This window comes from Streptomyces sp. NPDC017529, assembly GCF_044329785.1.
Lineage (GTDB): Bacteria > Actinomycetota > Actinomycetes > Streptomycetales > Streptomycetaceae > Streptomyces.
In genome coordinates this window covers 414,895-441,691 of sequence record NZ_JBIRJY010000001.1, presented here as the reverse complement: position 1 = coordinate 441,691, position 26,797 = coordinate 414,895, and the positions used below count along the sequence as shown (strand labels likewise).

Here is a 26,797-nt window from a genome sequence, read left to right as displayed (position 1 = left end):
GTGGCCGAACGGCGACCGGTGCGGCCCGGTTGGGCCGGACGGCGTACATACCCGCCCGGAATGCGGGCACCCGGGCCGATCAGGGCAGGACGACTGGGTGAGAGGAGACGCAGATGGTGGCGGACAGCCGTGACCGCAAGCGGCCGCGCGTGGTGATAGTGGGGGCCGGCTTCGCCGGGTACGAGTGCGCCCGCACGCTCGCGAAGAAGGCCAGGGGCGCCGCTGAGATCGTGCTGGTCAACCCCAACGACTACTTCCTCTATCTGCCGTTGCTGCCCGAGGTGTCGGCCGGGATCCTGGAGCCCCGCCGGGTCTCGGTGTCGCTGACCGGCACCCTGCCCGGCGTCCGGCTGGTCCTCGGCCAGGTCGGCGGCGTGGACCTCGAAGACCGCCGCGTCCGGTACACCGACCCGGAGGGACGCACCGGAACGCTCGGCTACGACCGCCTGGTGCTGACCGTCGGCAGCGTCAACAAGCTGCTGCCCATCCCCGGCGTCGCCGAGCACGCCCACGGCTTCCGCGGCATGCCGGAAGCCCTCTACCTGCGTGATCACATGACCCGGCAGATCGAGCTGGCCGGCGCCGCCGAGGACCCGGCCGAACGGGCCGCCCGCATGACCTTCGTCGTGGTCGGCGCGGGCTACACCGGCACCGAAGTGGCCGCGCACGGCGTGACGTTCACCCGGTCGCTGGCGCGCCGCAACGCCGGGCTGCGCGGCGCAGCGCAGCCGCGCTGGATCCTGCTGGACCTCGCCGACCGGGTACTGCCCGAGCTGGACGAGCGGCTGTCGCGCACCGCCCACCGGGTGCTGAGCAAACGCGGCGTCGAGATCCGGACCAGGACCTCCGTCAAGGAGGCCACCTCGGACGGGGTGCTGCTGGACGACGGCACCTCCGTCGACACCCGGTCGCTGATCTGGTGCGTCGGCGTACGGCCCGACCCGCTGGTCGAGTCGCTGGGGCTGCCCACCGATCGCGGCCGGCTGTGCGTGGACGAGTTCCTCGCCGTGCCGGGCCACCCCGAGGTGATCGCCTGCGGCGACGCCGCCGCCGTACCCGACCTGACCAGGCCGGGACAGACGACGCCGATGACCGCCCAGCACGCGCAGCGCCAGGGGAAGGTCGCCGCGCACAACGTCGCCGCCTCCTACGGCCGCGGCGAACCGCGCGCCTACAAACACCACGACCTGGGCTTCATGGTCGACCTCGGCGGTGTGCAGGCCGCCGCCAACCCGCTGCACGTCCCGCTGTCGGGACCGGTCGCCAACGCCGTGACCCGCGGCTACCACCTGATGGCGATGCCGGGCAACCGCGTACGGGTGGCCGCCGACTGGCTGCTGGACGCGGCGCTGCCGCGCCAGGGCGTGCAACTGGGCCTGGTGCGCTCCTGGTCGGTGCCGCTGGACACCGCGGCACCCGAACTGGCCCGCATACCGGCGGGCGCACGCGACGGGGAACCGGCACCGGACGCGTCCGGTGCCGCCGACAAGCGGAAGGAACCTGATGACCACTGAGCAGGGACCGGGCGAGGACGCCCGGTACGGCCGGCTGCGCGAGCTGGCACAGCAGCTGAGGGTGGACGCCGTACGGGCCGCCGACGCGGCCGGCTCCGGCCACCCCACCTCCTCGATGTCCGCCGCCGACCTGGGCGCCGTACTGCTGGGCGAGCACTTGCGCTACGACTTCGACGACCCGGAGAACCCCGGCAACGACCACCTCGTCTTCTCCAAGGGGCACGCCTCGCCCCTGGTGTACGCCATGGGCAAGGCGGCCGGCGCGCTCACCGACGAACAGCTGCTGGGCTTCCGCAAGAACGGCAGCCTGCTGGAAGGGCACCCCACCCCGCGCATCCCGTGGGTGGACGTGGCCACCGGCTCGCTCGGCCAGGGCCTGCCCATCGGCGTCGGCCTCGCCCTGGCGGGCCGGGACCTGGACCGCGTCCCGTACCGCGTGTGGGTGGTGTGCGGCGACAGCGAGATGGCCGAGGGCTCGATGTGGGAGGCGTTCGAGCACGCCGGGTACGAGAAGCTGGCCAACCTCACCGCGGTCGTCGACGTGAACCGGCTCGGCCAGCGCGGCCCCACCCGGCACGGCTGGGACCTGGACGCCTACGCGCGCCGCATCCGGGCCTTCGACTGGCACACCGTCGAGGTCGACGGGCACGACGTGGCGGCCGTCGACCGCGCCTACGCCGAGGCCGCGGCCACCACCGACCGGCCCACCGCGATCATCGCGAGGACCCGCAAGGGCCAGGGCGTGCGCGAGGTGGCCGACCAGGAAGGCAAGCACGGCAAGCCGCTCAAGGACGCCGCCGAGGCGATCAAGGAGCTGGGCGGCGAACGCGACCTGCGCGTACGGGTGCGGCCGCCGCGCGAGGCCCGCTCGCGCCTGCGGTCCGGCGGCGGCGAGCCCGAACTGCCGGACTACAAGGTCGGCGACTCCGTCGCCACCCGCAACGCCTTCGGCGAGGCGCTCGCCGCGCTCGGCGCGGCCCGCGAGGACGTGGTCGCGCTGGACGGCGAGGTCGGCGACTCCACCCGCGCCCAGGCGTTCGGCGACGCCCACCCCGACCGGTACTTCCAGTGCTACATCGCCGAGCAGCAGATGGTGGCCGCCGCCACCGGCATGCAGGTACGCGGCTGGGTGCCGTACGCCACCACCTTCGCCGCCTTCCTCAGCCGCGCCTACGACTTCGTGCGGATGGCCGCCGTCAGCCGGGCCGACCTCAACCTCGTCGGCTCGCACGCGGGCGTCGCCATCGGCGAGGACGGGCCGTCCCAGATGGGCCTGGAGGACCTGGCGGCGTTCCGCGCCGTGCACGGCAGCACCGTCCTGTACCCGTGCGACGCCAACCAGGCGGCCCGCCTGACCGCCGCCATGGCCGGGGCGCGCGGCATCCGCTATCTGCGCACGTCCCGGGGCGAGAGCCCGGTCATCTACGGGCCCGCGGAGGACTTCCCGATCGGCGGCAGCAAGACGCTGCGGGCCACCCCCGAGGACCGGATCACCATCGTGGCCGCCGGGGTGACCGTCCACGAGGCGCTGGCCGCCGCCGACACCCTGGCCGCCGAGGGCGTGGCGGCCCGTGTCATCGACCTGTACTCCCTCAAGCCGGTGGACCTGCCGACGCTGCGCGAGGCCGCCGAGGTCACCGGGCGGATCGTCACCGTGGAGGACCACCACCCCGAGGGCGGCCTCGGCGACGCGGTGCTGGACGCCTTCACCGACGGCGGCCCGGTGCCCCGCCTGGCCCGACTCGCGGTGCGCACCATGCCCGGGTCGGCGTCCCCGGAGGAGCAGCTGCGGGCCGCCGGCATCGACGCGCAGGCGATCGCGGCGACGGCGAGGGGGCTGCTCACGAAGTCGCCGTGAGGCCCCGCCGGCAGGCGTCCCGGGGCAGGGAGCGGACGGTGCACGGGCGGCCGAGGGCGGCCCGTGCGGCTCAGGGGCTCACTTGGCGTCGCGGATCTCCTTCGCGCCCTTCTTGTCGAGCGCGGCGCGGACCAGAGCCGCCGCCAGTACCGCGGGCTCCGTCGTGCCCGCGGCCTTGAGCAGCGCGTCGGGCGAGGCCGGCAACCCGGCGCGCTCCGCGCCCTGTAGTGCCTTGGCGTCCAGATACGGTACGAGTCCGGGCCAGACGGTCTGGGCCTCCCGCAGGAAGATGTCCGTGCCGGCGGGCCCCAGGCCGGGGACCTCGCGCAGCAGCGTGCGCAGCCGGTCCGTGTCGCCGCCCGCCGCGTCCCGCATCCGGCGCAGGTCGCCGCCGTACTTGTCGAGCAACAGATCGGCGCCGTCGCCCAGTTGGGTCGCGGTGCGCTCGTCGTAGCGGCGGTAGCCGCCCTCGCCGAGGGCGTCCACCCGCTGCTGCCAGGTGGCGTCCTTCATCCGCCGCGCGTCGCGCAGCCCCGCCTCCGACAGCGCACGCGAGGCCGCCACCGCGATGCCGGCCTGGATGCGGGCGCTCAGCAGGCAGGAGAGGACCAGTAGCCGGTACAGGGGCTGCGGCGTGTCCTTCAGGCGGATGCCGGCCTCGTCGGCGTAGGTCCGGCCGTAGGTGTCCAGGAGGGCGCGGATCCGGGCGCGGTCGCCACTCATGGCCGGCCCCGGAGCGCGGTGTCGTTCGCAGGTGTGTCCACGGTAACCACGATGCCGTACATGTCCTCCACGTCCTGGTTTGCTGGGTCGGCACGGCGTTTCCCGCCCCGCGTACCCACCCGGTGGCCGGACCACCCGTCAACTCCCGTACGCTCGGCTTCGACCGGAGGGGCTGGTGACTCCGGAGCCGGAGGGGGCTGCCGGGGAACCAGTGGAGTGAAAGCGGGGGAACGTGAACAGAACACGGAGCGCGGGAACGGCGGCGGTCGCCGCGGCGATGGTGCTGGCGGTTGCGGGCCCGGCCGGCGCGGCGCAGCCCGCCGGATCGTACGGCGCCACCACCTCCGTAGGCGTCCACAACGCCTACGAGAAGACCAAGTACCCGTACTTCGCGGACGCGTTGGACTCGGGCGCGAGCCTGCTGGAACTCGACGTGTGGACGAACGCGCTCGGCAAGTCCTGGCGGGTCTCGCACGGCAACCCGCTCGGCAACAACAGCAACTGCGCCAACGCCGCCACCGCGGGCGAGCTGCGCACCAAGAAGCGTGACCAGGACCTCGGCGGCTGCCTCGCCGACATGAAGGCGTGGCACGACGCCCACCCCGGCCACCGGCCGGTCATGGTCAAGGTCGAGCTGAAGGACGGCTTCAACGGCCGGAGCGGCCGGGGCCCGGCCGCCTTCGACGCGCTGGTCCGCTCCCGGCTGGGCGACGCGGTGTACGGGCCCGGCGACCTGGCCGCCGGCCACCGCGACCTCGACGAGGCGGTACGGGCGAACGGCTGGCCCACCCGGTCCGCGCTGAACGGCAAGTTCCTCTTCGAGCTCATACCGGGCACGGTCGAGGAGAACAACCCGCTCGACAAGCTGTGGACCGACCGCGAGTACGCCACCCACCTCAAGGACCTCGCCGCCCGCGGCAAGCTCGCCGAGGCCACCGCCTTCCCCGCGGTGCACGGCGCGGCGGCGGGCGACCCGCGCACCCGGTACGCCGACGCCTCGCTGCGCCCCTGGTTCGTGGTCTTCGACGGGGACGCCGCGACGTACACGAAGGGCGGCATCGACACCGCCTGGTACGACAGCCGCCACTACCTCCTGGTCATGACCGACGCGCACAAGGTGCCCCCGGCCGTCGACGGCACCAAGCCCACCGAGGCCGAGGCCCGCGACCGCGTCAACCTGCTCGCCGCCGCCCACGGCAGCTTCGCGACCGCCGACTGGTACCCGCTGCCGCAGGTCCTCAAGACGGTGGTGCCGCGCGGCGCGTAACCGCCGGAGGCGCGGCTACACCCGTTCGCCGGCCGCGCGCCGGTAGAGGGCGGCGGTGCCGGGCCCGAACCAGCTGCTGTACGAGGTCTCGTCGTCGCCGCCCTCGTCGAGGCCGCCGATGACACCGGTCACCGTGCCGAGACCGGTGGCCGGGTCGATGTCGGTGAGCATCGGGCCGCCGCTGGTCCCGTTGGGCAGGCCGGCGCAGTCGAAGCGCAGCTGGGCGGGCCGGCCGGCGGGTACGCCGCTGGTGGTGTTCTGGCAGCCGACGGGGCTCTCCCGGTCGTCCGGGTAGCCCACGGTCCGCGTCGGCAGGCCGGCCGGCGGGGCGAAGCGGATCCGCTCGGCGCCGGTCAGGTCCTCGACGCGCCGCTCGCCCGGGGCCGCGTGATGCGGGCGGCGCACCCGCAGGAACGCCACGTCGTGGGCGTCGTCCCGGTCGTCGGTCCAGCGCGGGTCGACGTCGATGCGGTACGGCACCCAGACGCCGTACGGCAGGACGCCGTCGTGGTAGCCGGGCGCGAAGACCAGATTGGTGCGGAAGCCGCCGTCGTACACGCAGTGCGCGGCGGTGACGACCAGGTCGCCCGCCGCGGAGTGCACCACGCTCGCGGTGCAGTGGTGGTCGGCGTCGCCATCGCCGCCGGGTGAGAAGAGCGGGCCGACGGCGGGGACGACGGCTGCCGGTGCGGCCCGCAGCGGCCGCGAGACGGGCAGGCCGGTGGCGCCCGGGGCCTTCCCCGCCGCTGCGGCCCCGTTCCGCGGCCCGGCCGCGCGGACGCCGGCGCGCGCCGGTCCCGGGCGTTCGGTGTACGGGCCGGAGAGCAGGGCGTCGGCCGCCGCGTCCCCCTCGGCCGCGTCCGCCGCGTACGTGCCCTCGGCCGGGTCACCGGCCGCCAGGTGGCCGCCGTGCGCGACGGCCCGTACGGCCAGGACCGTGCCGGCGCAGGTGAGGACGAGCGCGGCGCAGAGCCCGAGGGCGGTGGTCCGGCGGCGCTTGCGCTGCCCGCCTGCGGACGGTGGCGGCGTGCCGCCGTCGCGCTCGGTCGTACTCACCTGCTGATGCGGCCCGTCCGTGAGGCGGCGTCACCTCGGGCGGGGGCCGGGGAGCCGGGAGTGGATGTTCTCTCCTGTTCTGATGCGGGAAACGGGGTGCCCGGTCGCCCGGCCGCGCTCTTTTCACCCGGTTGGAGCACACGGCACGGGCACGGGGCGGGCGCCGGGACCCGTCCGCGCGCTCAGGCGCCCAGCGCGCTCATCAGCATCGGGAAGGACGCGACCAGCTCACGCTCCCAGTACGGCCAGGTGTGCCCGCCCTTCGAGGCGCACACGGTCGCCGGGATGCCCAGCTGCCCCAGCTTGGCGCGCAGCTGCTGGTTCATCCCGTACACGGTGCGCTCGACGGGGTCCTGCGTACCGTGCGCGGGCGGGTCGGTGCAGCGCGCGGGCGACGGCGCGGGCGGGGTGTCGTCGTTCCCCCACGACCAGCCAGGACCGCCGTCGGTGGTCCCGTCCCCGTACGAGAGGTACAGCGGCGTCCCGCGCAGCGCGGCCGCCTGTTCGAGGGGGCTGTTGCGCTTCCACAGCCACTGCTGCCGCAGGTCGGCAGGGTTGTTGGTGTCGAACGGGTAGCCGGGCTCGCCCCAGACCCGCTTCCAGTCGACGAGGCAGGTCAGCGCGCCCAGCTTGACGCCGTCCGGGCCGGAGAACCCGCCGTCGGTCGGCCGGTACAGGGGGTGGACGGCGCCGCTGTACGAGGCGGCCGCGCGGAACATCCCGGGCCGCGCCGCGGTGAACTTCAAGGCGCCCAGCCCGCCCATCGACAGGCCCGCGACGGCGCGCTCCGTCCCGGCGCGGTAGTCCCGCTCCAGCAGCGGCCGCAGCTCGTCGAGAAGGTACGTCTCCCAGGCAGGGGAGCCCCAGTTGTTGTAGTTGTACCAGTTGCTGTAGCTGCTGCACCCGCTGGTCTCCGGCATGACCACGAGCACGTCGCGGTCGGCTGCCAACTGCTCGACGTGCGTGTTGTCGGTCCAGTCCTTGTGGTTGCCGCCACCGCCGTGCAGGAGCCACAGCACCGGCCAGGTGCGCGCGGCGTTCTTCGACCAGCCCTTCGGCAGCAGCAGCCGCACCCATTTGACCGGCGCGTCGGTCTCGGGGGAGGAGACCGCGAGGTCCAGCATGCGGTCGCCGACCGGTACTTCCGCGACGACGCGTGCCGGATTGTCGGCCGCGTGTGCGGGCAGGCCCGTCGCCGGAACGGTGAGCAGCGCCAGCAGCAGTGCGAGCAAGAGGTGCGGAAGTCTTCGCGTCTTCATGTCAACCGCCCGTGTTGTGCCGGATCAGCGTCTCGGCCAGGCCGTACGCGTTGGGGAAGTCCATCGGGACGATGCCGAGCCCCGTCCAGCCGCTCGCCTCGGACCCGGTCAGGAACCTTTTGACCTGCGGGTTGAGGCGGTCCGCGTTGGAGCGGGGCGGCAGCAGCGCCGCGGTGCTGACGTAGTTGACGAACAGCTTGCCCGGCTCCTTGACGGCCTTGCGGAACTGCCCCTCGACCAGCGGGTACTTGCGGAAGGGCTCGGCCATGTAGTCGTCCTGGACGTCGAAGACCCGGGGGTCGGCGTAGCGCACGCCCGGCAGCCCGTCGGAGTCGGCCAGCAGCACGACCTTCCCGCGGGCCTGCCCCAGGGCGGGCAGCGTGCCGTCCAGCCGGAACAGCGACCGCCAGCCCTTGGCGTCCAGGTAGAGGTCGAAGATCCGGCGGAACTCCGCCGCGCTCTCTTCGGAGTACTCCTGCTTGACCCGCATCAGCACGGTCTCCGACGGATGCGCCTGGAGGAACGCCCGGCACGCCGCCAGCACGTCGCCGAACATCAGGTTCTGGTAGAACGCGCCGTGGTGGATCGCGAACACCGAGTCGACGGCCCGGCAACGGATGTCAAGGAAGCGGATGCCGCTGTCCAGCTGCTCGGCGATGCCGGTGTTCTGGCAGGCCACCCAGGGGCCGCCGTGCTGTGCGCCGGAGTCGTGCGTGCCCGGGATGGAGAGCCGCTGCACGGGGGTGCCGTCGCCGAGGACCGACATCCAGTCCCGTACGGAGGCTGCGCGCCGGGTTCCCGTGGCGGCGCGCCCGGCGTACGGGGGGCGTGCCGCCGCCGCGGCCGTGAACTGCCCGCTGCCCGCACCCGTCAGCACCCCCGCGGCCGACACCGCGGCCGCCCCCTTCAGAAACCTCCGCCGGTCCATGCGCCCGCCCCCCGCCCCTCCGCCACCTGCCGCCCCTGCGCGAACACGTGATCGCAGCATCGAAGCACAGGACGGGCACGCTGAACAGGCGACGGCAGGAGAAGAAAGGATGACAACTCCTCTCTGCTGCCCGCGCGTTGGCGGGCCTCAGTCCTCTGCTGGCCGTTGGCGCGGTGGCGGGGTGAGGGCGGGCCAGCGGTCGAGCATCCGGGCGCGCAGAGCGCCGGCGAGGCGGCCGAGGCGGTACAGGTCGTCGCGGCCGGCGGTCAGCTCGGCGACGACGCCGAGCCGGTACGCGAGCCGCTGCCGCGCGGTGACGGTGCCCCACTCCCAGTCCTCTTCCGGGAGCCTGGCGAACTGGTCGGTGGCGCCCCGTTGGGCGCGCTGGACCAGTGCGTCGCCCCGGACCAGCCAGCCCGCGCACGCGTCGGTGAGATCACCCGGCGGTGCGGAGCCGGTCGCGTCCCGCCAGGCCGCCCGGTACGCGGACTCGGCCTCGCGCAGCAGCGGCCCGGGTGTGGCCGTGACGCACCAGCAGGTCGGGAACCCGACGCGCAGGTAGGCGAGTTCGGTGAGGCCGTTGCCTAGACAGGACTGCTCGAAGTCGACGAACCGGATGCCGTCCGGGGTGTGCAGGTCGTTGCCGGGGCACGGGTCGCCGTGCAGCAAGGCGCGGCCGGGCGCGGTGCCGAGCCGCCGTATCAGGGCCGCCAGTTCGGCGTCCGTACCGTCCGGTACGGGGACGGCGAGGCGCCGGGCGAGCGCCAGGAAGGAGGCGGTGTCGCTCTGGCGGGGGCCGGACCAGGCGGGCAGCGGTACGCCGTCGGCGGGCACGGAGGCGGTGGCCGCGTGTAGCCGCGCCAGGGCCGCCGCGTAGCCGACCACCCAGTCCGGCGCCGGCCGCCGGTGCTCCACGTGTTCCAGTACGAGCACGCGGGCGGCCGGGTCGGCGCCGAGCAGCCGCGGTACGACCGGCGGTGTCACCCGCGAGGCCAGCCGCAACGCGGCCACTTCGCGGGTGTACCGCTCGTCGGCGTCCGCGCCGTCGACGGCCTGCTTGACCACGGCGGGGGTGCCGGACAGCTCGATCCGCCACACCCTGGAGCGCGGGCTGCTGCCCAGCCGCACCGCATCGCGGGTCGGGCCGAGTTGGTCTCGTAGGGCATCCGTGAACGGCAGCTCGGAGGACATGCGCGCATGATCGCACGAGGCCGGAGCGGCCGGCACGGCGTCACAACCCCGGGAAGAGATCCGTGAAGGGGTCCGCGGAGGTCGAGATGCCCCGGCTGAACGGGGCGTCGAAGTCCCAGACCAGGAAGAGCAGGAAGGCGATCAGCGCGCTGAACAGGCCCGCCATCAGCAACTCCCGGGCAGAGCGGCGGATTTGCAGGGTGAAGATCAGTCCGATGGTGATCGCCGCGCCGGTGATCAGCCCGAACCACACCACCGGCGGCAGGGTCGGCGCGATGCTGTCCGCCCGTGCGTTGCGGGCGTCGTCCGCCACCGCCACCTGGTCGACCAGCGGCTGGTACGACTGGCTCTCGTAGTCGTTGCGCGGGTGGTAGTCGGTCACGTCGGCACGGACCTTCTCCAGGAGCTGCGTACCGCGCTCGGTGACCCGGCCCTCCTCGGCCATGGCCGGCCACTCCTTGTGGACGAGGTGGGAGACGTAGGCGTCGACGTCCGCGCGGATACGTTCCCGTGCGGCCTCCGGGTAGGCCCGTACCCGCTCGCTGATCTCGTGCAGGGCCTGCGCCTCGGCGCGCACGGAGTCCCCGGCAGCACCCCGGGCCTCCCACACGCCCGCGATGGCCAGACCGAGGACGATCGCGTACACCACGCCCACCATCATGGTCATGTACTCGATGACGTCGGGCGTCTCCGAGGGATCGTCGTCCTCGCCGATGCGGCGCTGCCTCAGGACCGTGATGCTCAGGACGACGGTGCACACGGCGGCCATCGCGATGACCAGCACCAGCCATTCCGACATGGTGACCTCCTACGAGGAACGGCGCCCGGCGGAACCGGACGAACGGGGGCGCAGCGCGGCGGCCGCCAGCACGGCCGGCGCGGTGATCAGCAGCGTCGTGGTGACGACCGAGCGGCTTGAGCGCGGCTTGCGGGCCGACGCCACGTACGTACGGGGCAGGACGACCGACGGTGTGGGTGTCGGCGTGGGCGAGGGGGACGGCGGGCGGCTCGACGGCGGTGGGGCCGGGGGCGGCGTGGGCTCGCGGTGGGTGGGGCCGGGGGTCGGCCGGGCGGGCGTCGGTGTCGGCGTCGGCACGGGCGCCGGCGCGGGCAGGCGCGGCGGCGGAGGCGTGATGGGCGGCCGGGACGGCGGCGTCTGCGAGTGCGGCGGTGAGGGAGTGGGCTCGGGCGGCCTGGTGGGAGACGGGGTGGGAGTAGGCGTGGGGGTGGGAGTGGGGGTGGGCGTGGGGGTAGGGCTGGGTGTGGGAGTAGGCGTGGGGGTAGGTGTGGTGCAGGGCCATGGCCACGGCCACGGCCGGCAGGGCGGAATCGGCCAGCCCTCCGACGCGGCGCCCGGGTCGTGCTTCCTGGCGCTCGCCTGGGTGTCAACGGGCCGGGCTCGCGCCACGGCGGGCGCGAGGAGGACCACGAGGAGAACCAACAGTGCTATCAAAGCGGCAGGTTGGAGGCTGCGGAAACGTTGCGATCGCTGCACTCGGTGATATTGCGCAGCACACGCCGCCATCAGCCGCCGAGTGTGCCTGATTCCCTCGAACGAGGGAATATCATACGGTCGCCTGCGTGAGAGCAGCCGAAGTGTTCATCCCACGGACGTACGCCACCGGTGTCCCGTACGCGCTGTTCCGCCGGCTGCGCGCGACCAGCCCGGTGTGCTGGGTCGAGGAGCCGCCGGTCGGCGGCTGGCCCGCCGGGCCCGGATACTGGGCCGTGCTGCGGTACGCGGACGTCAAGCACGTCCTGCGCACCCCCGAGGTCTACTCCTCCTACCTGGGCGCCACCCAGATCCGCGACCCCGACACCGAGGAAGACCTCGCGTTCGTCCGCGCGATGATGCTGAACCAGGACCCACCGGACCACGCCCGGATCCGGCGCGTGGTCGCCGCCGCCTTCACCCCGCGCGCGGTGCGGGAGTTGGAAACCGTCGTCGACGCGCGGGCGCGGGCGCTGGTGGAGGAGGTGGCGCGCGCGGGTGCGGCGGACTTCGTGGCGGTCGCAGCCGACCTGCCGGTATGGACGCTGGCCCATGTCATGGGGGTGCCCGAGGAGGACCGGCAGCTGCTGTTCGACTGGTCGAACCGGGTCATCGGCTACCAGGACGACGAGTACGCCGCGTCCAGCACCGCCGACCCCGCGCTGCTCAGCCCGATGGGCCGGGCGGCGCTCCGGCACCGCCAGGCCCCGGCGGCCCGCCCGGACGGCCGCCCGGTGAACCCGCGCTCCCGCCGGGCACTGGCCGACATGTTCGCCTACGCCCACGCGCTGGCCGGGAACCCCCGCCCCGGCAGCGTCATGGCGCACCTGCGGGAGGGCGGACTGACCCGCGCCGAGTTCGAGAACATGTTCTTCCTCTTCGCGGTGGCCGGGAACGAGACGCTGCGCAACGGCATCCCGGGCGGCCTGCTCACGCTCCTCCGGCACCCGGACCAGTACGCGCGCCTGCGGCGGGACCCGGACCTGACGGGACCGGCGGTGGAGGAGATGCTGCGCTACTGGCCACCGGTCATCGACTTCCGGCGCACCGCGACCCGGGACACCGAACTCGGCGGGCAGCGCATCCGGCGGGGCGAGAAGGTCGTGGTGTACCACGCGTCCGCCAACCGGGACGAGACGGTCTTCGGCGATCCGGACCGCTTCGACGTCGCCCGCACGCCGAACGACCACGTCAGCTTCGGCTTCGGCCCGCACTTCTGCCTGGGCAGCCATCTCGCGCGCGTCCAGATGCGGGCCGTACTGCGCCACGTACTGGACCGGCTGCCCGGCCTCGAACTCGCCGGGGAACCGGTCCGGCTGGTGTCCAACTTCCAGAACGGGCTGAAGCACCTGCCGGTCAGGGTGGGGGCGGCACCGGCCCCCTAGCCGGGGCCGGGCGTGCCGCGGTGCGGCGCCGCCCACGGACGGGAACCCGGTCCCGTCCGTGAAGCGCTCACCGTGGATCGTGCCTTCGGTCGCCGCGGAAGGCACGGACGGCCCGCACCACTGCCGCCCCGAGGAGCAGGCGAAACCGGTCAGCAACCAGGCGAAGACGGCCCACAGGAGGCTGCGGACCGCTGCCTGCGCCAAATGTGCTTCATGCGCATGGCGTGCCAGTCAGCAGACGTGCCTGGGTGAACACCTCAAGGGCGGCTTGGGCGGTCTCCCGTTCAGGGCTGCTTCCGAGAAGGCTCTCGCGAGGGGCGCGGCGGCTGGAAGATCTACAACAAGCTCTTCTGACCGACCGCGCCGTGGGCGGGGGCGGCACGTGCCGCCCCCGCCCGCAGGCGTCAGGTCCGTACGGACAGGGACAGCGCGAACCGTCCCGCCTCGTCCGTCCACCACTCGCTCAACTCGAAACCGGAGGCGGCCAGTTCCTCGCGCACGCCTTCCTCGCGGAACTTCGCCGAGATCTCCGTCCTGATCTCCTCGCCCTCCGTGAAGGGCACCACGAGGTCCAGGGCGGGCACCTTGACGGTCAGCTCCCTGCGGGCCCGCAGCCGCATCTCGATCCACTCCCGCTCGGCGTCCCACACGGCGACGTGCCGGAAGTCGTCCGGGTCGAAGTCGGCGCCCAGTTCGCGGTTGATGACGTTCAGCACGTTCTTGTTGAACTCGGTGGTGACGCCCTGCGCGTCGTCGTAGGCGGCGACGAGGGTGGCCTCGTCCTTGACCAGGTCGGTGCCGAGCAGCAGCGCGTCGCCGGGGGCCAGCAGCTCCCGTACGGAGCGCAGGAAGGCGGCCCGCTCCTCCGGGAGCAGGTTGCCGACCGTGCCGCCCAGGAACGCCAGCAGCCGCGGGCCCGGGGTGCCGGGCAGTGCGAACCCCTGCTGGAAGTCGGCGACCAGCGCGTGCACGGTCAGTCCGGGGTGCGCGGCGAGCAGTGCCTCGCCCGCCGCGGCCAGCGCGCTCTCGCTGACGTCGACCGGGACGTAGGTGTGCAGGCCGGTCAGCGCCTTGATGAGGTGGCGGGTCTTGTCGGACGAGCCGGAGCCCAGCTCCACGAGGGTGCGGGCGCCGGTCGCCGCGGCGATGTCGGCCGACCGGCTGATCAGGATCTCCCGTTCGGCGCGGGTCGGGTAGTAGTCGGGCAGGGTGGTGATGGCCTCGAAGAGGTCGCTGCCGCGGGCGTCGTAGAACCACTTGGGCGGCAGCTGCTTGGGGGTACGGGTCAGCCCGTGCGCCACGTCGGCGCGCAGCGCGGCCGTGGTGGCGTCGGCGGGCAGGGTACGGGTGACGGCGAGGGGACTCACGCGGCGGGCTCCTTGAGCGGGGTCAGACGGACGTCGGTGGGCGTGGCCGCGAGCAGGGTGTACGCGGGTACCTCGGTCCAGTGGGGGGAGTCGTCGTACGGTTCGGAGGCGACGGTCGTGCCGCGGCCGGGTTCGGCGCGGTAGAAGAGCGAGTCGCCCCAGTTGGTCGCGGCGATGGTGGCGCCGTCGGTGAGCAGCAGGTTCAGCCGGGCGCCGGGAGCGGCGGCGGCCACCGCCGTGACGGTGTCGGCCAGCGCCTCCGGCGCGGCCGTGCCGGCGTCGAGCCGGTGCTGCACCAGCGCCCACAGGAAGGCCGCGTCGCAGCGGGCCTGGAGGGACAGCAGCCGCTCCGGCGGCAGCCCGGCGGCCAGGTCCGCCAGCGAACCGGGCCAGCCCGGCACCGCTCCGTTGTGGCTGAACAGCCAGGGGCCCGCGGCGAACGGCGCGGCCGCCGCCTCGCCGTCCGCGCCGGCGAGGGTGGCGTCCCGTACGGCGGTGAGCAGCGCGGTGGTCCGCACCACCCGGCACAGGTCGAGGACGCCGGTGTCGGCCCAGATCGGCCCGGCCCTGCGGTACCGGGCGGGCACCGGGTCGCCGGGCGCGTACCAGCCGACGCCGAAGCCGTCTGCGTTGACCGTGCCGTTGACCTGGCGGCGCGGTTCCCACGACTGCCGGTACAGGCCGTGCGGCGGCGCGGTGATCAGGTCGCCGAGCGCCACTTCGGGCCCCGTGTAGGCGAGGTGCCGGCACATCAGCGGCACCTCCCCGGGGCGGCTGGTACGGCGGGCGGTTCCTCCGGCGCGACCGGGGCCGGGGCGCTCACGAGCCCGCCGTTCCGGCGTCGCGGGCGGTGCGGAACCCGGAGAAGATCTGGCGCCGCACCGGCAGGTCCCAGTTGCGGAAGGTGCCCCGGCAGGCGACCGGGTCCACGGCGAACGAGCCGCCGCGCAGCACCTTGTAGGGACCGCCGAAGAACACCTCCGAGTACTCGCGGTAGGGGAAGGCGGCGAAGCCGGGGTAGGGCAGGAAGTCGCTCGCGGTCCACTCCCACACGTCGCCGATCAGCTGCCGTACGCCCAGCGGCGACTGGCCGTCCGGATAGCTGCCGACGGGCGCGGGCCGCAGGTGCCGCTGGCCCAGGTTGGCGTGGGCCGGGCCCGGGTCCTCGTCGCCCCACGGGTAGCGCCGGGAGCGCCCGCTGACCGGGTCGTGCCGGGCGGCCTTCTCCCACTCCTCCTCGGTGGGCAGCCGGCGGCCCGCCCAGCGCGCGTACGCGTCGGCCTCGTACCAGCTCACGTGCAGAACCGGTTCGTCCGGTGGCACCGGCTCGGTGACGCCGAAGCGCCGCCGCAGCCACTGCCCGCCCTCCTGCCGCCAGAACAGCGGGGCGCGCAGCCGGTGTTCGCGTACGTGGTCCCAGCCCTCGGCGGTCCACCAGCGGGGTTCGTCGTAGCCCCCGTCCTCGACGAACCGCAGGTACGCGCCGTTGCTCACCGGCGTGGTGTCGATGCGGAAGGACGGCAGCAGGCGCCGGTGCGCGGGGCGTTCGTTGTCCAGGGCCCACGGTTCGGTGGAGGTGCCCATCGTGAACGGGCCGCCGGGCACCAGCACCTCGGCGGGCAGGATGCCGTCGGAGGTCACCGGCGGTTCGGGGGCGGTGAGCGCGGCCGGGCCGCGGCGCAGCTGGTGGGTGACGAGCATGGTCTCGTCGTGCTGCTGCTCGTGCTGCGCGATCATGCCGAAGGCGAACGCGGAGTCCAGCAGCGGCCCGCCGCGCAGCGGGCTGCTCTCCAGCACGTCCAGCACCCGGTTCCGTACGTCCGCCACGTAGCCGTGTGCCTCGGCCGGCGGCAGCAGGGGCAGGGACGGCCGTTCGGCGCGCGGGTGCTCGAAGGCGTCGTACACGGAGTCGATGTCGGGGCGGAGCGCGTCACGCTTGCCGACCGTGCGCAGCAGCCACTGCTCCTCCTGGTTGCCGATGTGCGCGAGGTCCCACACCAGCGGTGACATCAGGGGGGAGTGCTGGGCGGTGAGGTCGTTCTCGTCGACGCAGGTGGTGAGCAGGCGGGTACGGTCGCGCGCGGCCAGCAGGGCATGCGCCGCGCGCTCCCGGAGCGACTCGGGATCGAGGGTCACTGGCTGTCCTTCCCGGGGATGAGCTCGTCGTCGTACGCGAGGACCGGCTCCGGCGGCGGTGGCGCGGTGGCCACCGGCCAGGGCGGCTTCGCCGGCGGTGCGGGCGCGGGCTCGTCCGCGTACGCCGTGTCCAGCAGGTCGTCCGCCGGGCAGCGGCCCCGCGCGACATAGCGTTCGGCGAACTCCGCCACCGCGCCGGCCACCTCGTCCGACGCGCCCAGCCGCGGCAGCGCCTCCTGCGCGATGGTGAAACAGGCCAGCGCGGCGGCGCGCAGCTCCGGGTCGGTCAGCGCGCCGCGGGTGGCGTGCCGCCACAGCGGGTTGCGTGGCGCCGGCCGCGAACCGGCCGTCTCCGCGAGGGGCTTGACCACGCGGTACGCGCTCTCGGCGGCCTCCGGGTCGTCGAAGAGCGCGGCCGTGACGGCCAGCGGCACGATCCAGCCGCCGTCCCCCGGCTGCGCGTCGATCATGCGCAGCTCCAGGTGCCCGCGCGGGCGTACGGGCGGGAAGAGCGTGGTGACGTGGTAGTCGAGGTCCTCCTCGGTGGGCGGGCGCGGCGAGCCGGTGCGGACCCAGTCGCGGAAGGTCAGCCCCTCGGGCGCGTCCCACCGGCCTTCGTCGCTGCGGACGCACATCACGGGCGCGTCCAGGACGTACCCGGTCCACGCGGCGCGCGGGTCGGGCCCGTCGGACGGCGCGAGGGTGCGGGCCGGGTCCATCTGCGACCACACCACCTGGCGGGTGGTGCGGTAGCCGGTCGGGCAGCCCTCGCTGACCGGCGAGTTGGCGAACGCGGCGACCAGCACCGCGCCCAGCAGGTGGGCCATCCGCCAGCGGCGGCCGAGCCCCAGCGGGCCCGGCTCCTCCTGCCCGGCGTCCACGCAGACCTGCACGGAGGCGGTGTTGCACATCATGGATCTGCCCGCGCTGCCCCAGCGGTCGAAGTACGCCTCCATGGCGTCGTAGCGGGGCTGGGTGAGCACGCGGTGCGGCGGGTGCCAGGGGTTGTGGCCGTGGCCCGCCATGCCGAGGCCCAGCTCCCGCATGGCGGGGCGGACCAGCGCCAGGTCGGCCGACACGGCCTCGATGCACGCGGTGAGGGAAGTGGCGGGGAGCGAGCTGAGCTCCAGCTGACCGCCGGGTTCGAAGGTGAGGGCCGACCGCAGGGGGAGGGCGCGCAGTGCGGCGGCCGCGTCGTGGTGCCGTTCGGGGGCGACGGGACATCGGGGGTTGCGGGCGTCGTGGACGAGCCATTCGATCTCGACGCCTATGTAGCGGGGTGGTCCGGTCTTGAAGCAGATGCCACGCAGGTGGGCTTCGAGCTCCGCCTCCGTGACCGACGGCCGTGCGGGCATGGGAACCAACTCCTTCGGGTCGGGACGGTGGCTGCCGTCCGACGGCGGAATTGCCGCCCTCCACCTAAGCGGGTGCGGGCGGTGCGCTCAAGGGCCCATTCTCGTCGGGACCCGGCGTCGGCGCGAGGTTGCGGCGGCGCGGCGGGCCGGCCCGCGGCCGCCGGCACCGGCTCCGGTCTGGCGTTTTATTTACCGAACGGCCGTTCGTATTCGCGTGGGGGCCGGGTGACGGGTGAAGGTAAAATCACGGTCAGGAACGGACCGGACGAGGGGACGCGATGACGAGAGCGGGCAGCGGCGGACACGGCACGGGCTCGCGCCCGCTGGCCGTCTTCGACCTGGACGGCACGCTCGCGGACACCGCGCACCGCCAGCGTTTCCTGCGGCGCAGGCCGCGCGACTGGAACGCGTTCTTCGCCGCGGCGCCGGCCGACCCGCCGCTCGCCGAGGGCGTGGCGCTGGCCCTCCGGAGCGCGGCGGAGTGCGAGATCGTCTACCTCACCGGCCGCCCCGAGCGCTGCCGCGAGGACACCCTGGCCTGGCTCGACCGGCACGGTCTGCCCGAGGGCAGGCTGTGGATGCGGCCGGACGGCGACCGGCGGCCCGCCCGCCACACCAAGCTGGAACTGCTGCGCCGCATCGCGGGCGGCCGCGAGGTGCGCCACCTCGTGGACGACGACGAACTGGTCTGCGACGCCTGCGAACAGGCCGGCTTCCCCGTCGTGCGCGCCCGCTGGGCGGCGGCCTCCGCCGACCTGAGGGACGCCCAGGAGCGCGAGGGCCGCACCTGACCCCGTACGGGCACGGCGCGCCGCCACCCCGCGCCGGGGCGAGCGTGCCCGCGTCCCGGACCCTCTGAGAGGGTTGACCTCCTGGACGACGACGCGGGAGGAACGGGAGATGGACGGCACGACCACGGGCGTGGCCCGTGTGGACGGCGTACGGCTGCACTACACCCGCGCGGGCTCGGGGCCGTTGGTGGTGCTGCTCCACGGCTGGCCGCAGACCTCCCGCTGCTGGCGGCCGGTCCTCGGCGAACTGGCCCGGCACTACACCGTGGTCGCGCCCGACCTGCGCGGCTACGGCCGCAGCGACAAGCCCGTCACCGGCTACGACAAGCGGCGGATGGCCGCCGACACGGCCGGGCTCGTCGAGGCGCTGGGCTTCGAGCGGGCCAGCGTGGTCGGGCACGACCGGGGCGCGCGGGTGGCGCACCGCTGGGCCCTGGACCGGCCCGAGCAGGTGGAGCGGGTCGCGTTCCTGGACATCGTGCCGACCCGCGAGATGCTCCGCCGCCTGGACGCCACCATCGCCGCCGGGTACTGGCACTGGTTCTTCCACCTCCAGCCCGACCTGCCCGAGCGGCTGGCCGGCGCCGACGTCCGCGGCTACCTGGAGTACTTCTTCGAGCGCTGGACCTACAACCGGCACGCGCTGACCGACGAGGCCGTGGACGCGTACGTGGCGGCGTTCTCCCGCCCCGGCGCGCTCCGCGCGGGCTTCGACGACTACCGGGCCACGGAGGCCGACGCCGCACTGGACGACTCGGACTTCGCCGAGGGCCGGCTGCTGACCGTGCCCGTGCTGGCCCTGTGGGGAGCGGTCGGCCTGCCCGCGCGGCTGCCGACGCTGGACATCTGGCGGGACTACTCCGCCCGTCCGGAGCTGGTCACCGGCGCGGAGATCGCCGAATGCGGCCACTTCATCGCGGAGGAGGCACCGGAGGCGCTCCTCGCCCACCTGCGCGGCTTCCTGCCGGCGCCCGCGTGACGGCCGGAGCCGTCGGCCGCGTTCACACCCGCCCGCTGCCCAGCAGCGCGGCGTGCGGCAGCACGAGCACCCCGTCCGGCCCGGTGAACTCCGCGCACAGCGCGTCGTAATGGCGCTTGACCTCGCTGACGACCGCGGGCGGACGGTTCGTCAGGACCTGCCCGACCGAAGCCACTCCGGCAGCGGGCCCGCTCCACCACTCCTCGGGGGTGGCGCGGTGCTCCCACGCGAGCGTCCGGCAGCGGACGCCGGTGAGCCCGGCGTCGCGCAGCAGCCGGGCGAAGCCTCCTTCGGTGCGCGGGAAGTCGTCCTCGGGTGCCAGCGTGGGCAGATGGGCGGGGCGGGTCACGCCGGCGGCCTGCATCGCGCGCCCGACCAGCGCCTGGCCGGGCGCCGCCGGGGCCGCCCACAGGGTCAGCGCGATCCGGCCGCGCGGCCGGGTGACCCGGCGCAGTTCGGCGACCGCCGCCCGGGGCCGGCCGACGTGGTTGAGGACGAAGTTGCCCACCACGGCGTCGAAACGGCCGGCGGCGAAGGGGAGGCAGGGCAGGGCGGCGACGCACACGTCCGTGCCACGGCAGGTGGCCGCGGTGCGGGCGGCCATGCCGGGGTCGGCGTCCACGGCCGTCACCGCGGCGCCCCGGCCGTTCGCGGCGCGGGCGGCGGTGCCGGTGCCGGTGCCGGCGTCGAGTACCCGTGCCCCCGGCCGTACCCCGGCGGCGTCGAGCAGGGCGGGGACCGGGTGGGCGCAGAGTCCGGCGAAGCTGCGCTCGTACGCGGCGGCCCGCCCGGCCCAGGTCCGGCGTTCCGCCTCGTCGAACACCGTGAACATCCGCAAGGCGGCCGCGTCCTTTCTCCGGTGGCGAAAAGAACCGGATGGTAGCCCTCCGAAACTTGTCATAGACACAAAGACACTATTGGATCAGCGGGGCGCGCTGCGTACGATGCGCCTTAGTTGATCACTCAAGGACCGGCGTCCCCTTTCCCCCACCCGGCCGAGAGTGCCAGACCGATGCTGAGAGGTGGTCAGGCGTGGGACCCGAGCTGACCGTTCCCCCGACCTACTCGCCCATTCCGCCCGCCATCCACCCCCGGCACGAGGAGATCGAGGCCCGGACCACCGCCTGGGCGAAACGATTCTCCATAGGCTCCGACGAGCTGCGCGGACGCCTGGTCACCCACGGGATCGGCGGCTTCTCGGCCCGCATCCTGCCCGAGGGCCGGGAGGAGGTCGTCTCCCTGCTCGCCGACTTCGTCCTGTGGCTCTTCGGCGTCGACGACGGCTGCTGCGAGGAGAGCGACCTCGGCCACGACCCGGGCGAACTGACGGGCGTACTGCACCGGTTGCTGCGCGTGGCCCAGAACCCCGAGGCTCCCGTACTCCCGGGCGACAGCCTCGCCGAGGGGCTGCGCGACCTGCGGCACCGCGTGTCCCGCTACGGCACCGCCGGCCAGGCCGCCCGCTGGATCGACGCGCTGCGCGAGTACTTCTTCTCCGTGGTGTGGGAGGCGTCCTACCGGCGCTCCGGCGCCGTGCCGAGCCTGCCCGACTACACCCTGATGCGGCTGTACGACGGGGCGACCTCGGTCGTCCTGCCGTTGCTGGAGATGGGGCACGGCTACGAACTCCAGCCGCACGAGCGCGAGCACACGTCCGTGCGCGCGGCGGCCGAGATGGCCTCCTTCATCATCACCTGGGACAACGACATCTTCTCCCACCACAAGGAGAGCCGCGGCCCGGGCTACTACCTCAACGTCCTGCGGGTCCTGCAAACCGAGTACGGCATATCCCAGGACGAGGCCCTGACCACGGCGATAGCCCAGCGGGACCGCGTGATGACGCTGTTCATGCGCCTGAGCGCGCAGCTGCGGCAGCAGGGCAGCCCGCAGCTGCGCCAGTACCTGCACAACCTGGGCTCCTTCATCCGGGGTTCCCAGGACTGGGGCATCACCTCCCTGCGCTACACCACCCCCGACGACCCGGCCCGGCTGCCGTCGACGCTGCGCTCCACGCCGACCGACGACAGCCACGCGCCCCTCGACATTCCCGTCATCTCCTGGTGGTGGGACCTGGTGCCGGCCGTCCACGCCCCGGCGCGCGAAGTGGGCGACGGCGCGCGCACGCACGCGTGCGCGGCGCAGCCCGCCGGCTGACCGGGCGGGCGCAGCCGCCCGCCCCGCTCACTCGTTCGGGTCGTCGGGCCGGTCGCCAAGCCGGTTGCGGCTGGTCAGTGCCCGCTGGAAGCGGCTGAGCGCCCCGCTCGGCGACCGCTTGCGCAGGGCGGCGCGCGCGGCGTTGGCGCCGGGCGCGCCGTGCACACCGCCGCCCGGGTGCGCTCCGGCCGAGGCCAGGAAGAGGCCCTTGACCGGTGTCTCCGGGCGCCCGGAGCCCGGCAGCGGGCGGAAGACGAGCTGCTGGTGCATGGCGGTCGTACCGCCGTTGATGGCGCCGCCGTGCAGGTTGGCGTCGAGTGCCTGGAGTGTGGGCGGGGCGAGGATCCGGCGGGCCCGCACGCGGGAGCGGAAGCCCGGCGCGTACCGCTCCACCTGCTCCTCCACCCGGTCCGCCATCGCCTCCCGCTCCCCGTGGCTCCAGGTGCCGGTGATGCCCGCGTCCCCCGCGTCCGCGCGCACGTCGTGCGGTACGTGGGTGTACGCCCAGGCCGACTCGGTGCCGGCCGGCGAGCGGGTGGCGTCGGCGGTGGTCATCTGCCCGAAGAGGGCGAACGGCCGGTCCGGCACCCGGCCCGCCGCGAGCTGGGCGGCGAACCGCGTCAGCTCGTCGACGCCGTCGGCCAGGTGCACGGTGCCGGCGCCGGCCGCCTCCCGGGCGGTCCAGGGCACCGGGCCGTCCAGCGCCCAGTCGACCTTGAACGTCGCGAAGTCCCACTGGAAGCGGCGCAGATCGGCGAGCAGCCGCGTGGGCAGGTGCCGGCTGTCGACCAGTTCGCCGTACAGGGACGGCACGGAGACGTCGGCCAGCACCGCACGGCCCGCCGGCACCGATTCGCCGCCCGCGGTGCGCACCGCCACGGCACGGCCCGCCCGTACGACCACCTCGGTGACGCGCTCACCACAGCGCAGCACACCGCCGCGCGCCTCCAGCCGCCGTACCAGGGCCTCGGTCAGCGCGCCCGCGCCGCCGACCGGCACGGGAAAGCCGTGCGACTGGGCCAGCATCGACATCAGCCAGCCGAACCCGCCGCTGCCCGCGGCCTCCGGCGCCAGGTCGGCGTGCAGGGCGTTGCCCGCGAGCAGCAGCCGGCCGCCCTCGCCGCCGAACTCCTCCTCGCCGAGGCGCCGCACGGGCAGCACCAGCGTGCGGGCCAGCCGCAGGCCGCCCGCGCCGCGCAGCCGGGCGGCGAGCCGGACCGTGGGCCGCACCGGCGGGAACGGCGTGAACAGGGCGTGCAGGACGTCGGGACCGACCCGGTCCCAGATGTCGCACAGCCGCCGCCAGGCGTCGCCGTCGCCCGCGGCGAAGCGGTCCAGGCCGTCGGCGGTGGCCGGGCGCCGGCGCTCCAGCACCGCGCACCGCCCGTCGGCCAGCGGATGCGCGAGGACCCGGGGCGCGTGGCTCCAGCGCAGCCCGTGGTCGCCGAGGCGGAGCGCGGCCAGCACCGGCGAGGCCGCGGCCAGCGGATAGAAGGAGCTGCACAGGTCGTTGACGTAGTCGGGGTGGACGCCTCGGTCGCTGCGGACCGCGCCGCCCGCCTCGGGCTGCGCCTCCAGCACTTCCACGCTCCAGCCCGCGTCGGCCAGCAGGTTGGCGGCCACCAGCCCGTTCGGCCCTGCCCCGATCACCACCGCGTCCGGCATCTCAGAACGCCCCGCTCGGTTGCCGCCGGGGGCCGCCGCCCTCCACGACCTTGGCCAGCCTGCCGAGCATGCTGCGGTGCCGGATCTGGAGCAGGGCGTCCAGCACGGCGTTGTGCAGCAGCCCGCCGGGTCCGCGCAGCGGGTGTTCGTCCATGATGACGAGGCTGTGCTCGCCCCAGGGGCGGATCTCGGCGGCTATCCGCACGGTGCCCAGGGCGCCGCTCTCGATCTCCAGCTCCAGTTCCCTGGGCGGCTCGACACGCCGGACGATGGTCCGGCCGCTCAGCGACCACGGCCCCACGCGCACGCTGTACGCGATCGAGGAGCCCAGCTCCGGCCAGTCGCCCTCGGCCGGCTCCGACCGGTAGGGGCCGACCACCCACTCCTGGTAGCGGGCGCCGTCGGCGAGCACCGCCCACACCGCGGTGGGAGGGCTCTTGATCAGCTGATGTCTTACCGCCATGCGGTCTCCAACGTCAGGGGGAACCAGTCGCCAGCCTAGGCCGGACCGGCCGTTTCGGCCTTCGGGACCGTGACCGTGTGCCCCTGGCGGGCCGTACGACACCGGCCGGGCAAGTTTCTTGCCGGGCCCCGGCGGCGACCCGGCGTTACGTTGGACGGGCCCGGCCCGGGTACCCGCCGTCCGGACCCGCCCGCCGGCCGGCACCGCACGCAGACGTGGAGGCCCGACCATGAGCCAAGAGCTTCCCCTGCGCGGGCGCACCGCCGTGGTCACCGGCGCCGCGCGCGGCCTGGGCGCGGACATGGCGCGTTCACTCGTACGGCGGGGAGCCGGCGTGGCGCTGCTCGGGCTGGAGGAGGACGAGCTGGAGCGGGTCGCGGCGGAACTGCCGGGGAGCGCGGAGTACTGGCCGGTCGACGTCACCGACGAGGACGCGATGGACCGCGCCGCCGCGCTCGTGGAGCGCCGCTTCGGGCCGCCGTCCGTCGTGGTCGCCAACGCCGGGGTGGTGGCGGGCGGCCCGTTCCTCGACACCGACCCGGCCGTCTGGCGCCGGGTCGTCGAGGTCAACCTGGTCGGCAGCGCGGTCACCGCCCGCGCCTTCCTGCCCGCGCTCCTGCGCACCCGGGGCTACTACCTCCAGGTCGCCTCCCTCGCGGCCATCGGCCCGGCGCCGATGCTGTCGGCGTACTGCGCCTCGAAGTCCGGCGCGGAGACCTTCGCGCAGGTGCTGCGCGCCGAGCTGGCCCACCGCGGCGTGCGCGTCGGCATCGCGTACCTCAGCTGGGCGGACACCGAGATGGTCCGGGCGTCCGACCGCCAGGAGGCGATGCGGGAACTGCGCGCGCACCTGCCCTGGCCCGCCTCGAAGACGTACGACGCCGCGCCGGTGGCCGACCGCCTGGTGCGCGGCGTCGAACGGCGGGCCGCCACCGTCTACGCCCAGCCGTGGCTGCGCGCGGGGCAGGTGGTGCGCGCCTGCCTGCCGGGCATCGTGACCGAGGGCTCGCGCCGCGCGTTCCTGCGCCTGGCCGGGCGCGCCGACCTCACGGGGACCGGCCTGCTGGGGGCGGGCGGCCGGGCGGCGGAGAGCTCCGGCGGCCGCTTCGGCTGACCCCGCGACCCGCTTCCGTGCGCGGGGCGGCGGCCGTTCGGCCGAACCGGCGCGGCGTGCGCGCCGTACCCGGGACAGGCTCGGGGCATGGACCAAGCATCGGCTTCCCGCACCCGGTTCGGACTCGCGTTCCTGCTGGCGGCGGCCGGGGCCGCCGCGGCACTCACCCCCGGCGCCGCGGCCCACGACCGTACGGACGGCACGGCCGCACACCGGGCTCCCGCCACTGCGCCGCCCGCCGCCACGGACTCCGCCCGTACGGTCTCCGCCTGGCTGCCCTACTGGGACGACACCGAGGCCGCCTATCAGGACGCGCTCCGGCACGCCGCCCAACTGCACACCGTCAGCCCGTTCTGGTACCGGGCGACCTCCGGCACCACCGTCAAGGGCCAGCACGGCGCCGGGAACCGGCGGGTCATCGACGGGCTCCACAGGGCCGGCATCAAGGTCGTCCCCACCGTCAACGAAGCCATGAACGCCGACACGATGGCCGCGCTGTTCCACGACCGGGCCCGGCGCACCGCCCACGTCTCGGCCCTGCTGCGGCTGGTCGCCTCGCGCGCGTACGACGGCATCGACCTCGACTACGAGACGATGGCCACCACCGGGACCGCCCGTATGCGCGACCGTGTGCGCACCGGCTACGCCCTGTTCGCCGACGAGCTGTGCGCCAGACTGCACGCCAAGGGCAAGCTGTGCGTCATCACGGTCATGGCCCGCACCGGCAACTCCGGCAAGGCGTACGACTACGTGCGCCTCGGCCGGGCCGCCGACCGCATCCGGATCATGGGCTACGACCTGCACTGGGCCGAGGGCTCCCCGGGCCCGCTGTCCTCGCTCGCCTGGTACGAGGAGTTCTTGCGCTACGCCACCCGGACCGTGCCGCGCGACAAGCTGGAAGTCGCCTTCCCCGGCTACGGCTGGGACTGGACCCTGGGCGTCAAGGCCCGGGCCGGGCACCTGACCTGGAAGCAGGCGGAGGCGCTGCGCCGCCGCAAGGGCGCCGCCTACCGCTTCGACACCAAGTCCGGCACGCCGCACTTCACGTACAAGGCGGGCCGGGCCGTGCACCACGTCTGGTACCAGGACGCGCGCGGCGTCGCCGCGCACCTGCCGCTGCTGAAGAAGTACGGCGTGCGGGGCACGGGGCTATGGGCGCTCGGGTTCGAGGACCCGGGCTTCTGGAAGGTGCTCCGCGGCGAGTAGCCGCAGCGCCGCCTCTGACGGGCTGCCGGGCCGCGCGGTGAACATCAGCAGGCCCTGCCCCGAGCCGTCCGGTGTGCGCGTCATCTCGAAGTCCAGCTCCATGGCGCCCACCAGCGGGTGGTGGAAGCTCTTGACGCCGAAGTCGCAGTTGCTGACCACGTGCCGCGACCACAGCGTGCCGAACTCGTCGCTCTTCATGGCCAGCTCGCCGATCAGCTCGGCCAGCCGGTGGTCGTCCGGGTACTGCCCGGCCGCCATACGCAGCGCGGCGACGGCCCGCCGGGTCTCCGTCTCGCGGTCCGGGTACAGCTCGCGGGTGTGCGGGTCGAGGAAGAGCAGCCGCTGGGTGTTGGGGCGGTCCAGCGGCCGCCCCGGGCTGTCGAAGTCCAGGTGCCCGGCCAGCAGCGCGTGCCCCAGCCGGTTCCAGGCCAGCACCTCGAACCGGCGGCCGAGCGTCACGGCCGGCACCCCGCCCAGCGCGCCGAGCAGCTGGAGCATCCCGGGGCGCGCCCGCTCGGGCCGTACGGCCGGGCGGCGCCGGGCCCGGGTGGGGCGGGCGAGGTCGCGCAGGTGAGCGCGTTCGTCGGCGGTCAGCCGCAGGGCGCGGGCGAGCGCGTCCAGTACCCCGTCCGAGGCGTTGTGGCTCTGGCCCTGTTCGAGCCGTGTGTAGTAGGCGACGCTCACCCCGGCCAGCTGTGCCAGCTCCTCGCGGCGCAGGCCCGGCACGCGGCGCCGGGCGCCGTAGGAGACCAGGCCGACGTCCTCCGGCTGGAGGCGGGCGCGGCGGGTCTTGAGGAAGTTGCCCAACTCGGCGGGTGTGTCCATGCCGGTCAGTGTCGTCCACCCGGGGCGCGGTGTGCCTGTCCCTGCCAGTACCAGGATCTCCCGATCGGC

24 protein-coding genes are annotated in these 26,797 nt (G+C 74.4%); 9 read left to right on the top strand and 15 right to left on the bottom strand.

Features of this window, described 5'->3' with window-relative positions:
• Positions 1-113: 113 nt before the first annotated feature.
• On the top strand, positions 114-1,514 hold the full coding sequence (locus ACH4K4_RS01545) for an NAD(P)/FAD-dependent oxidoreductase (RefSeq protein WP_398163970.1): 1,401 nt from the start codon (positions 114-116) through the stop codon (positions 1,512-1,514).
• On the top strand, positions 1,504-3,372 hold the full coding sequence (locus ACH4K4_RS01540; protein WP_398163969.1) for a transketolase: 1,869 nt from the start codon (positions 1,504-1,506) through the stop codon (positions 3,370-3,372). The genes ACH4K4_RS01545 and ACH4K4_RS01540 overlap by 11 nt, the downstream gene beginning before the upstream one ends.
• 78 nt (positions 3,373-3,450) lie before the next feature.
• Here ACH4K4_RS01540 and ACH4K4_RS01535 read toward each other — a convergent pair whose 3' ends face one another.
• Positions 3,451-4,095, bottom strand: coding sequence for an endonuclease (locus tag ACH4K4_RS01535; RefSeq protein ID WP_398163968.1), 645 nt, complete (start codon positions 4,093-4,095; stop codon positions 3,451-3,453).
• Positions 4,096-4,372: 277 nt separating this feature from the next.
• On the opposite strand from ACH4K4_RS01535, the gene ACH4K4_RS01530 reads away from it, so the two are divergent.
• Entirely contained in the window at positions 4,373-5,362 is a 990-nt protein-coding gene (locus ACH4K4_RS01530) for a phosphatidylinositol-specific phospholipase C domain-containing protein (RefSeq protein WP_398164504.1), read from the top strand.
• A 15-nt stretch (positions 5,363-5,377) separates the two neighbouring features.
• Here the strand turns inward: ACH4K4_RS01530 and ACH4K4_RS01525 are convergent, their stop codons facing one another.
• From ACH4K4_RS01525 to ACH4K4_RS01500, 6 genes are all read right to left on the bottom strand, one after another.
• Positions 5,378-6,418: a trypsin-like serine peptidase gene (locus tag ACH4K4_RS01525; RefSeq protein WP_398163966.1), complete on the bottom strand. Its 1,041-nt coding sequence runs from the start codon at positions 6,416-6,418 to the stop codon at positions 5,378-5,380.
• Positions 6,419-6,600: 182 nt separating this feature from the next.
• On the bottom strand, positions 6,601-7,677 hold the full coding sequence (locus ACH4K4_RS01520; RefSeq protein WP_398163965.1) for an alpha/beta hydrolase: 1,077 nt from the start codon (positions 7,675-7,677) through the stop codon (positions 6,601-6,603).
• Position 7,678: 1 nt separating this feature from the next.
• Positions 7,679-8,605 carry a phosphatidylinositol-specific phospholipase C gene (locus tag ACH4K4_RS01515; RefSeq protein WP_398163963.1) on the bottom strand — a complete coding sequence of 309 codons (927 nt, stop codon included), beginning with the start codon at positions 8,603-8,605 and terminating at the stop codon, positions 7,679-7,681.
• 147 nt (positions 8,606-8,752) lie between these two features.
• Positions 8,753-9,796, bottom strand: coding sequence for a phosphotransferase family protein (locus ACH4K4_RS01510; protein WP_398163962.1), 1,044 nt, complete (start codon positions 9,794-9,796; stop codon positions 8,753-8,755).
• 40 nt (positions 9,797-9,836) lie between these two features.
• Positions 9,837-10,595: a hypothetical protein gene (locus ACH4K4_RS01505; RefSeq protein WP_398163961.1), complete on the bottom strand. Its 759-nt coding sequence runs from the start codon at positions 10,593-10,595 to the stop codon at positions 9,837-9,839.
• 9 nt (positions 10,596-10,604) lie between these two features.
• Positions 10,605-10,892 (bottom strand): hypothetical protein, encoded by a 288-nt coding sequence (locus ACH4K4_RS01500; protein ID WP_398163960.1) that lies wholly within the window; start codon positions 10,890-10,892, stop codon positions 10,605-10,607.
• A gap of 485 nt (positions 10,893-11,377) precedes the next feature.
• On the opposite strand from ACH4K4_RS01500, the gene ACH4K4_RS01495 reads away from it, so the two are divergent.
• Positions 11,378-12,673: a cytochrome P450 gene (locus tag ACH4K4_RS01495; RefSeq protein ID WP_398163959.1), complete on the top strand. Its 1,296-nt coding sequence runs from the start codon at positions 11,378-11,380 to the stop codon at positions 12,671-12,673.
• Positions 12,674-13,077: 404 nt separating this feature from the next.
• On the opposite strand, the gene egtD is transcribed toward ACH4K4_RS01495, so the two are convergent.
• The 4 genes from egtD to egtA form a co-directional block, all read right to left on the bottom strand.
• Positions 13,078-14,040 carry an L-histidine N(alpha)-methyltransferase gene (gene egtD, locus ACH4K4_RS01490; RefSeq protein WP_398163957.1) on the bottom strand — a complete coding sequence of 321 codons (963 nt, stop codon included), beginning with the start codon at positions 14,038-14,040 and terminating at the stop codon, positions 13,078-13,080.
• The gene (gene egtC / locus ACH4K4_RS01485; RefSeq protein WP_398163955.1) at positions 14,037-14,792 is read right to left on the bottom strand and encodes an ergothioneine biosynthesis protein EgtC; all 756 of its coding nucleotides are present in this window, start codon (positions 14,790-14,792) and stop codon (positions 14,037-14,039) included. The genes egtD and egtC overlap by 4 nt, the downstream gene beginning before the upstream one ends.
• A gap of 67 nt (positions 14,793-14,859) precedes the next feature.
• A complete protein-coding gene (gene egtB, locus ACH4K4_RS01480) occupies positions 14,860-16,176 on the bottom strand; it encodes an ergothioneine biosynthesis protein EgtB (protein ID WP_398163953.1) in 1,317 nt (438 codons plus the stop codon).
• Positions 16,173-17,531: an ergothioneine biosynthesis glutamate--cysteine ligase EgtA gene (gene egtA / locus ACH4K4_RS01475; protein ID WP_398163952.1), complete on the bottom strand. Its 1,359-nt coding sequence runs from the start codon at positions 17,529-17,531 to the stop codon at positions 16,173-16,175. Before egtA ends, egtB begins: the two co-directional genes overlap by 4 nt.
• Before the next feature lie 278 nt (positions 17,532-17,809).
• On the opposite strand from egtA, the gene ACH4K4_RS01470 reads away from it, so the two are divergent.
• On the top strand, positions 17,810-18,322 hold the full coding sequence (locus ACH4K4_RS01470; protein WP_398163950.1) for a hypothetical protein: 513 nt from the start codon (positions 17,810-17,812) through the stop codon (positions 18,320-18,322).
• 109 nt (positions 18,323-18,431) lie between these two features.
• On the top strand, positions 18,432-19,301 hold the full coding sequence (locus ACH4K4_RS01465) for an alpha/beta fold hydrolase (RefSeq protein ID WP_398163949.1): 870 nt from the start codon (positions 18,432-18,434) through the stop codon (positions 19,299-19,301).
• Positions 19,302-19,323: 22 nt separating this feature from the next.
• Here ACH4K4_RS01465 and ACH4K4_RS01460 read toward each other — a convergent pair whose 3' ends face one another.
• A complete protein-coding gene (locus tag ACH4K4_RS01460; protein WP_398164503.1) occupies positions 19,324-20,133 on the bottom strand; it encodes a class I SAM-dependent methyltransferase in 810 nt (269 codons plus the stop codon).
• A gap of 200 nt (positions 20,134-20,333) precedes the next feature.
• Here ACH4K4_RS01460 and ACH4K4_RS01455 point away from each other — a divergent pair, with 200 nt between their 5' ends.
• Positions 20,334-21,455: a selina-4(15),7(11)-diene synthase gene (locus tag ACH4K4_RS01455; RefSeq protein WP_398163947.1), complete on the top strand. Its 1,122-nt coding sequence runs from the start codon at positions 20,334-20,336 to the stop codon at positions 21,453-21,455.
• Between the two features lie 27 nt (positions 21,456-21,482).
• Here ACH4K4_RS01455 and ACH4K4_RS01450 read toward each other — a convergent pair whose 3' ends face one another.
• Both ACH4K4_RS01450 and ACH4K4_RS01445 read right to left on the bottom strand, forming a co-directional pair.
• On the bottom strand, positions 21,483-23,120 hold the full coding sequence (locus ACH4K4_RS01450; RefSeq protein ID WP_398163946.1) for a phytoene desaturase family protein: 1,638 nt from the start codon (positions 23,118-23,120) through the stop codon (positions 21,483-21,485).
• A gap of 1 nt (position 23,121) precedes the next feature.
• On the bottom strand, positions 23,122-23,583 hold the full coding sequence (locus ACH4K4_RS01445) for an SRPBCC family protein (protein WP_398163944.1): 462 nt from the start codon (positions 23,581-23,583) through the stop codon (positions 23,122-23,124).
• A 229-nt stretch (positions 23,584-23,812) separates the two neighbouring features.
• On the opposite strand from ACH4K4_RS01445, the gene ACH4K4_RS01440 reads away from it, so the two are divergent.
• Positions 23,813-24,697, top strand: coding sequence for a short-chain dehydrogenase/reductase (locus ACH4K4_RS01440; RefSeq protein ID WP_398163943.1), 885 nt, complete (start codon positions 23,813-23,815; stop codon positions 24,695-24,697).
• An 87-nt stretch (positions 24,698-24,784) separates the two neighbouring features.
• Entirely contained in the window at positions 24,785-25,903 is a 1,119-nt protein-coding gene (locus ACH4K4_RS01435; RefSeq protein WP_398163942.1) for a glycosyl hydrolase family 18 protein, read from the top strand.
• Here ACH4K4_RS01435 and ACH4K4_RS01430 read toward each other — a convergent pair.
• The gene (locus ACH4K4_RS01430) at positions 25,847-26,728 is read right to left on the bottom strand and encodes a helix-turn-helix domain-containing protein (RefSeq protein ID WP_398163941.1); all 882 of its coding nucleotides are present in this window, start codon (positions 26,726-26,728) and stop codon (positions 25,847-25,849) included. The genes ACH4K4_RS01435 and ACH4K4_RS01430 overlap by 57 nt on opposite strands.
• Between the last annotated feature and the right edge of the window lie 69 nt (positions 26,729-26,797).

Coding starts and splice junctions, on each gene's coding strand:
- ACH4K4_RS01430 (WP_398163941.1), bottom strand. CDS start 26,728: ATGGACACACCCGCCGAGTTGGGCAACTTCCTCAAGACCCGCCGCGCC.
- ACH4K4_RS01545 (WP_398163970.1), top strand. CDS start 114: ATGGTGGCGGACAGCCGTGACCGCAAGCGGCCGCGCGTGGTGATAGTG.
- ACH4K4_RS01465 (WP_398163949.1), top strand. CDS start 18,432: ATGGACGGCACGACCACGGGCGTGGCCCGTGTGGACGGCGTACGGCTG.
- ACH4K4_RS01460 (WP_398164503.1), bottom strand. CDS start 20,133: ATGTTCACGGTGTTCGACGAGGCGGAACGCCGGACCTGGGCCGGGCGG.
- ACH4K4_RS01435 (WP_398163942.1), top strand. CDS start 24,785: ATGGACCAAGCATCGGCTTCCCGCACCCGGTTCGGACTCGCGTTCCTG.
- ACH4K4_RS01505 (WP_398163961.1), bottom strand. CDS start 10,595: ATGTCGGAATGGCTGGTGCTGGTCATCGCGATGGCCGCCGTGTGCACC.
- ACH4K4_RS01470 (WP_398163950.1), top strand. CDS start 17,810: ATGACGAGAGCGGGCAGCGGCGGACACGGCACGGGCTCGCGCCCGCTG.
- egtA (WP_398163952.1), bottom strand. CDS start 17,531: ATGCCCGCACGGCCGTCGGTCACGGAGGCGGAGCTCGAAGCCCACCTG.
- egtC (WP_398163955.1), bottom strand. CDS start 14,792: ATGTGCCGGCACCTCGCCTACACGGGGCCCGAAGTGGCGCTCGGCGAC.
- ACH4K4_RS01535 (WP_398163968.1), bottom strand. CDS start 4,095: ATGAGTGGCGACCGCGCCCGGATCCGCGCCCTCCTGGACACCTACGGC.
- ACH4K4_RS01530 (WP_398164504.1), top strand. CDS start 4,373: ATGGTGCTGGCGGTTGCGGGCCCGGCCGGCGCGGCGCAGCCCGCCGGA.
- ACH4K4_RS01510 (WP_398163962.1), bottom strand. CDS start 9,796: ATGTCCTCCGAGCTGCCGTTCACGGATGCCCTACGAGACCAACTCGGC.
- ACH4K4_RS01450 (WP_398163946.1), bottom strand. CDS start 23,120: ATGCCGGACGCGGTGGTGATCGGGGCAGGGCCGAACGGGCTGGTGGCC.
- ACH4K4_RS01540 (WP_398163969.1), top strand. CDS start 1,504: ATGACCACTGAGCAGGGACCGGGCGAGGACGCCCGGTACGGCCGGCTG.
- ACH4K4_RS01440 (WP_398163943.1), top strand. CDS start 23,813: ATGAGCCAAGAGCTTCCCCTGCGCGGGCGCACCGCCGTGGTCACCGGC.
- ACH4K4_RS01520 (WP_398163965.1), bottom strand. CDS start 7,677: ATGAAGACGCGAAGACTTCCGCACCTCTTGCTCGCACTGCTGCTGGCG.
- ACH4K4_RS01445 (WP_398163944.1), bottom strand. CDS start 23,583: ATGGCGGTAAGACATCAGCTGATCAAGAGCCCTCCCACCGCGGTGTGG.
- ACH4K4_RS01515 (WP_398163963.1), bottom strand. CDS start 8,605: ATGGACCGGCGGAGGTTTCTGAAGGGGGCGGCCGCGGTGTCGGCCGCG.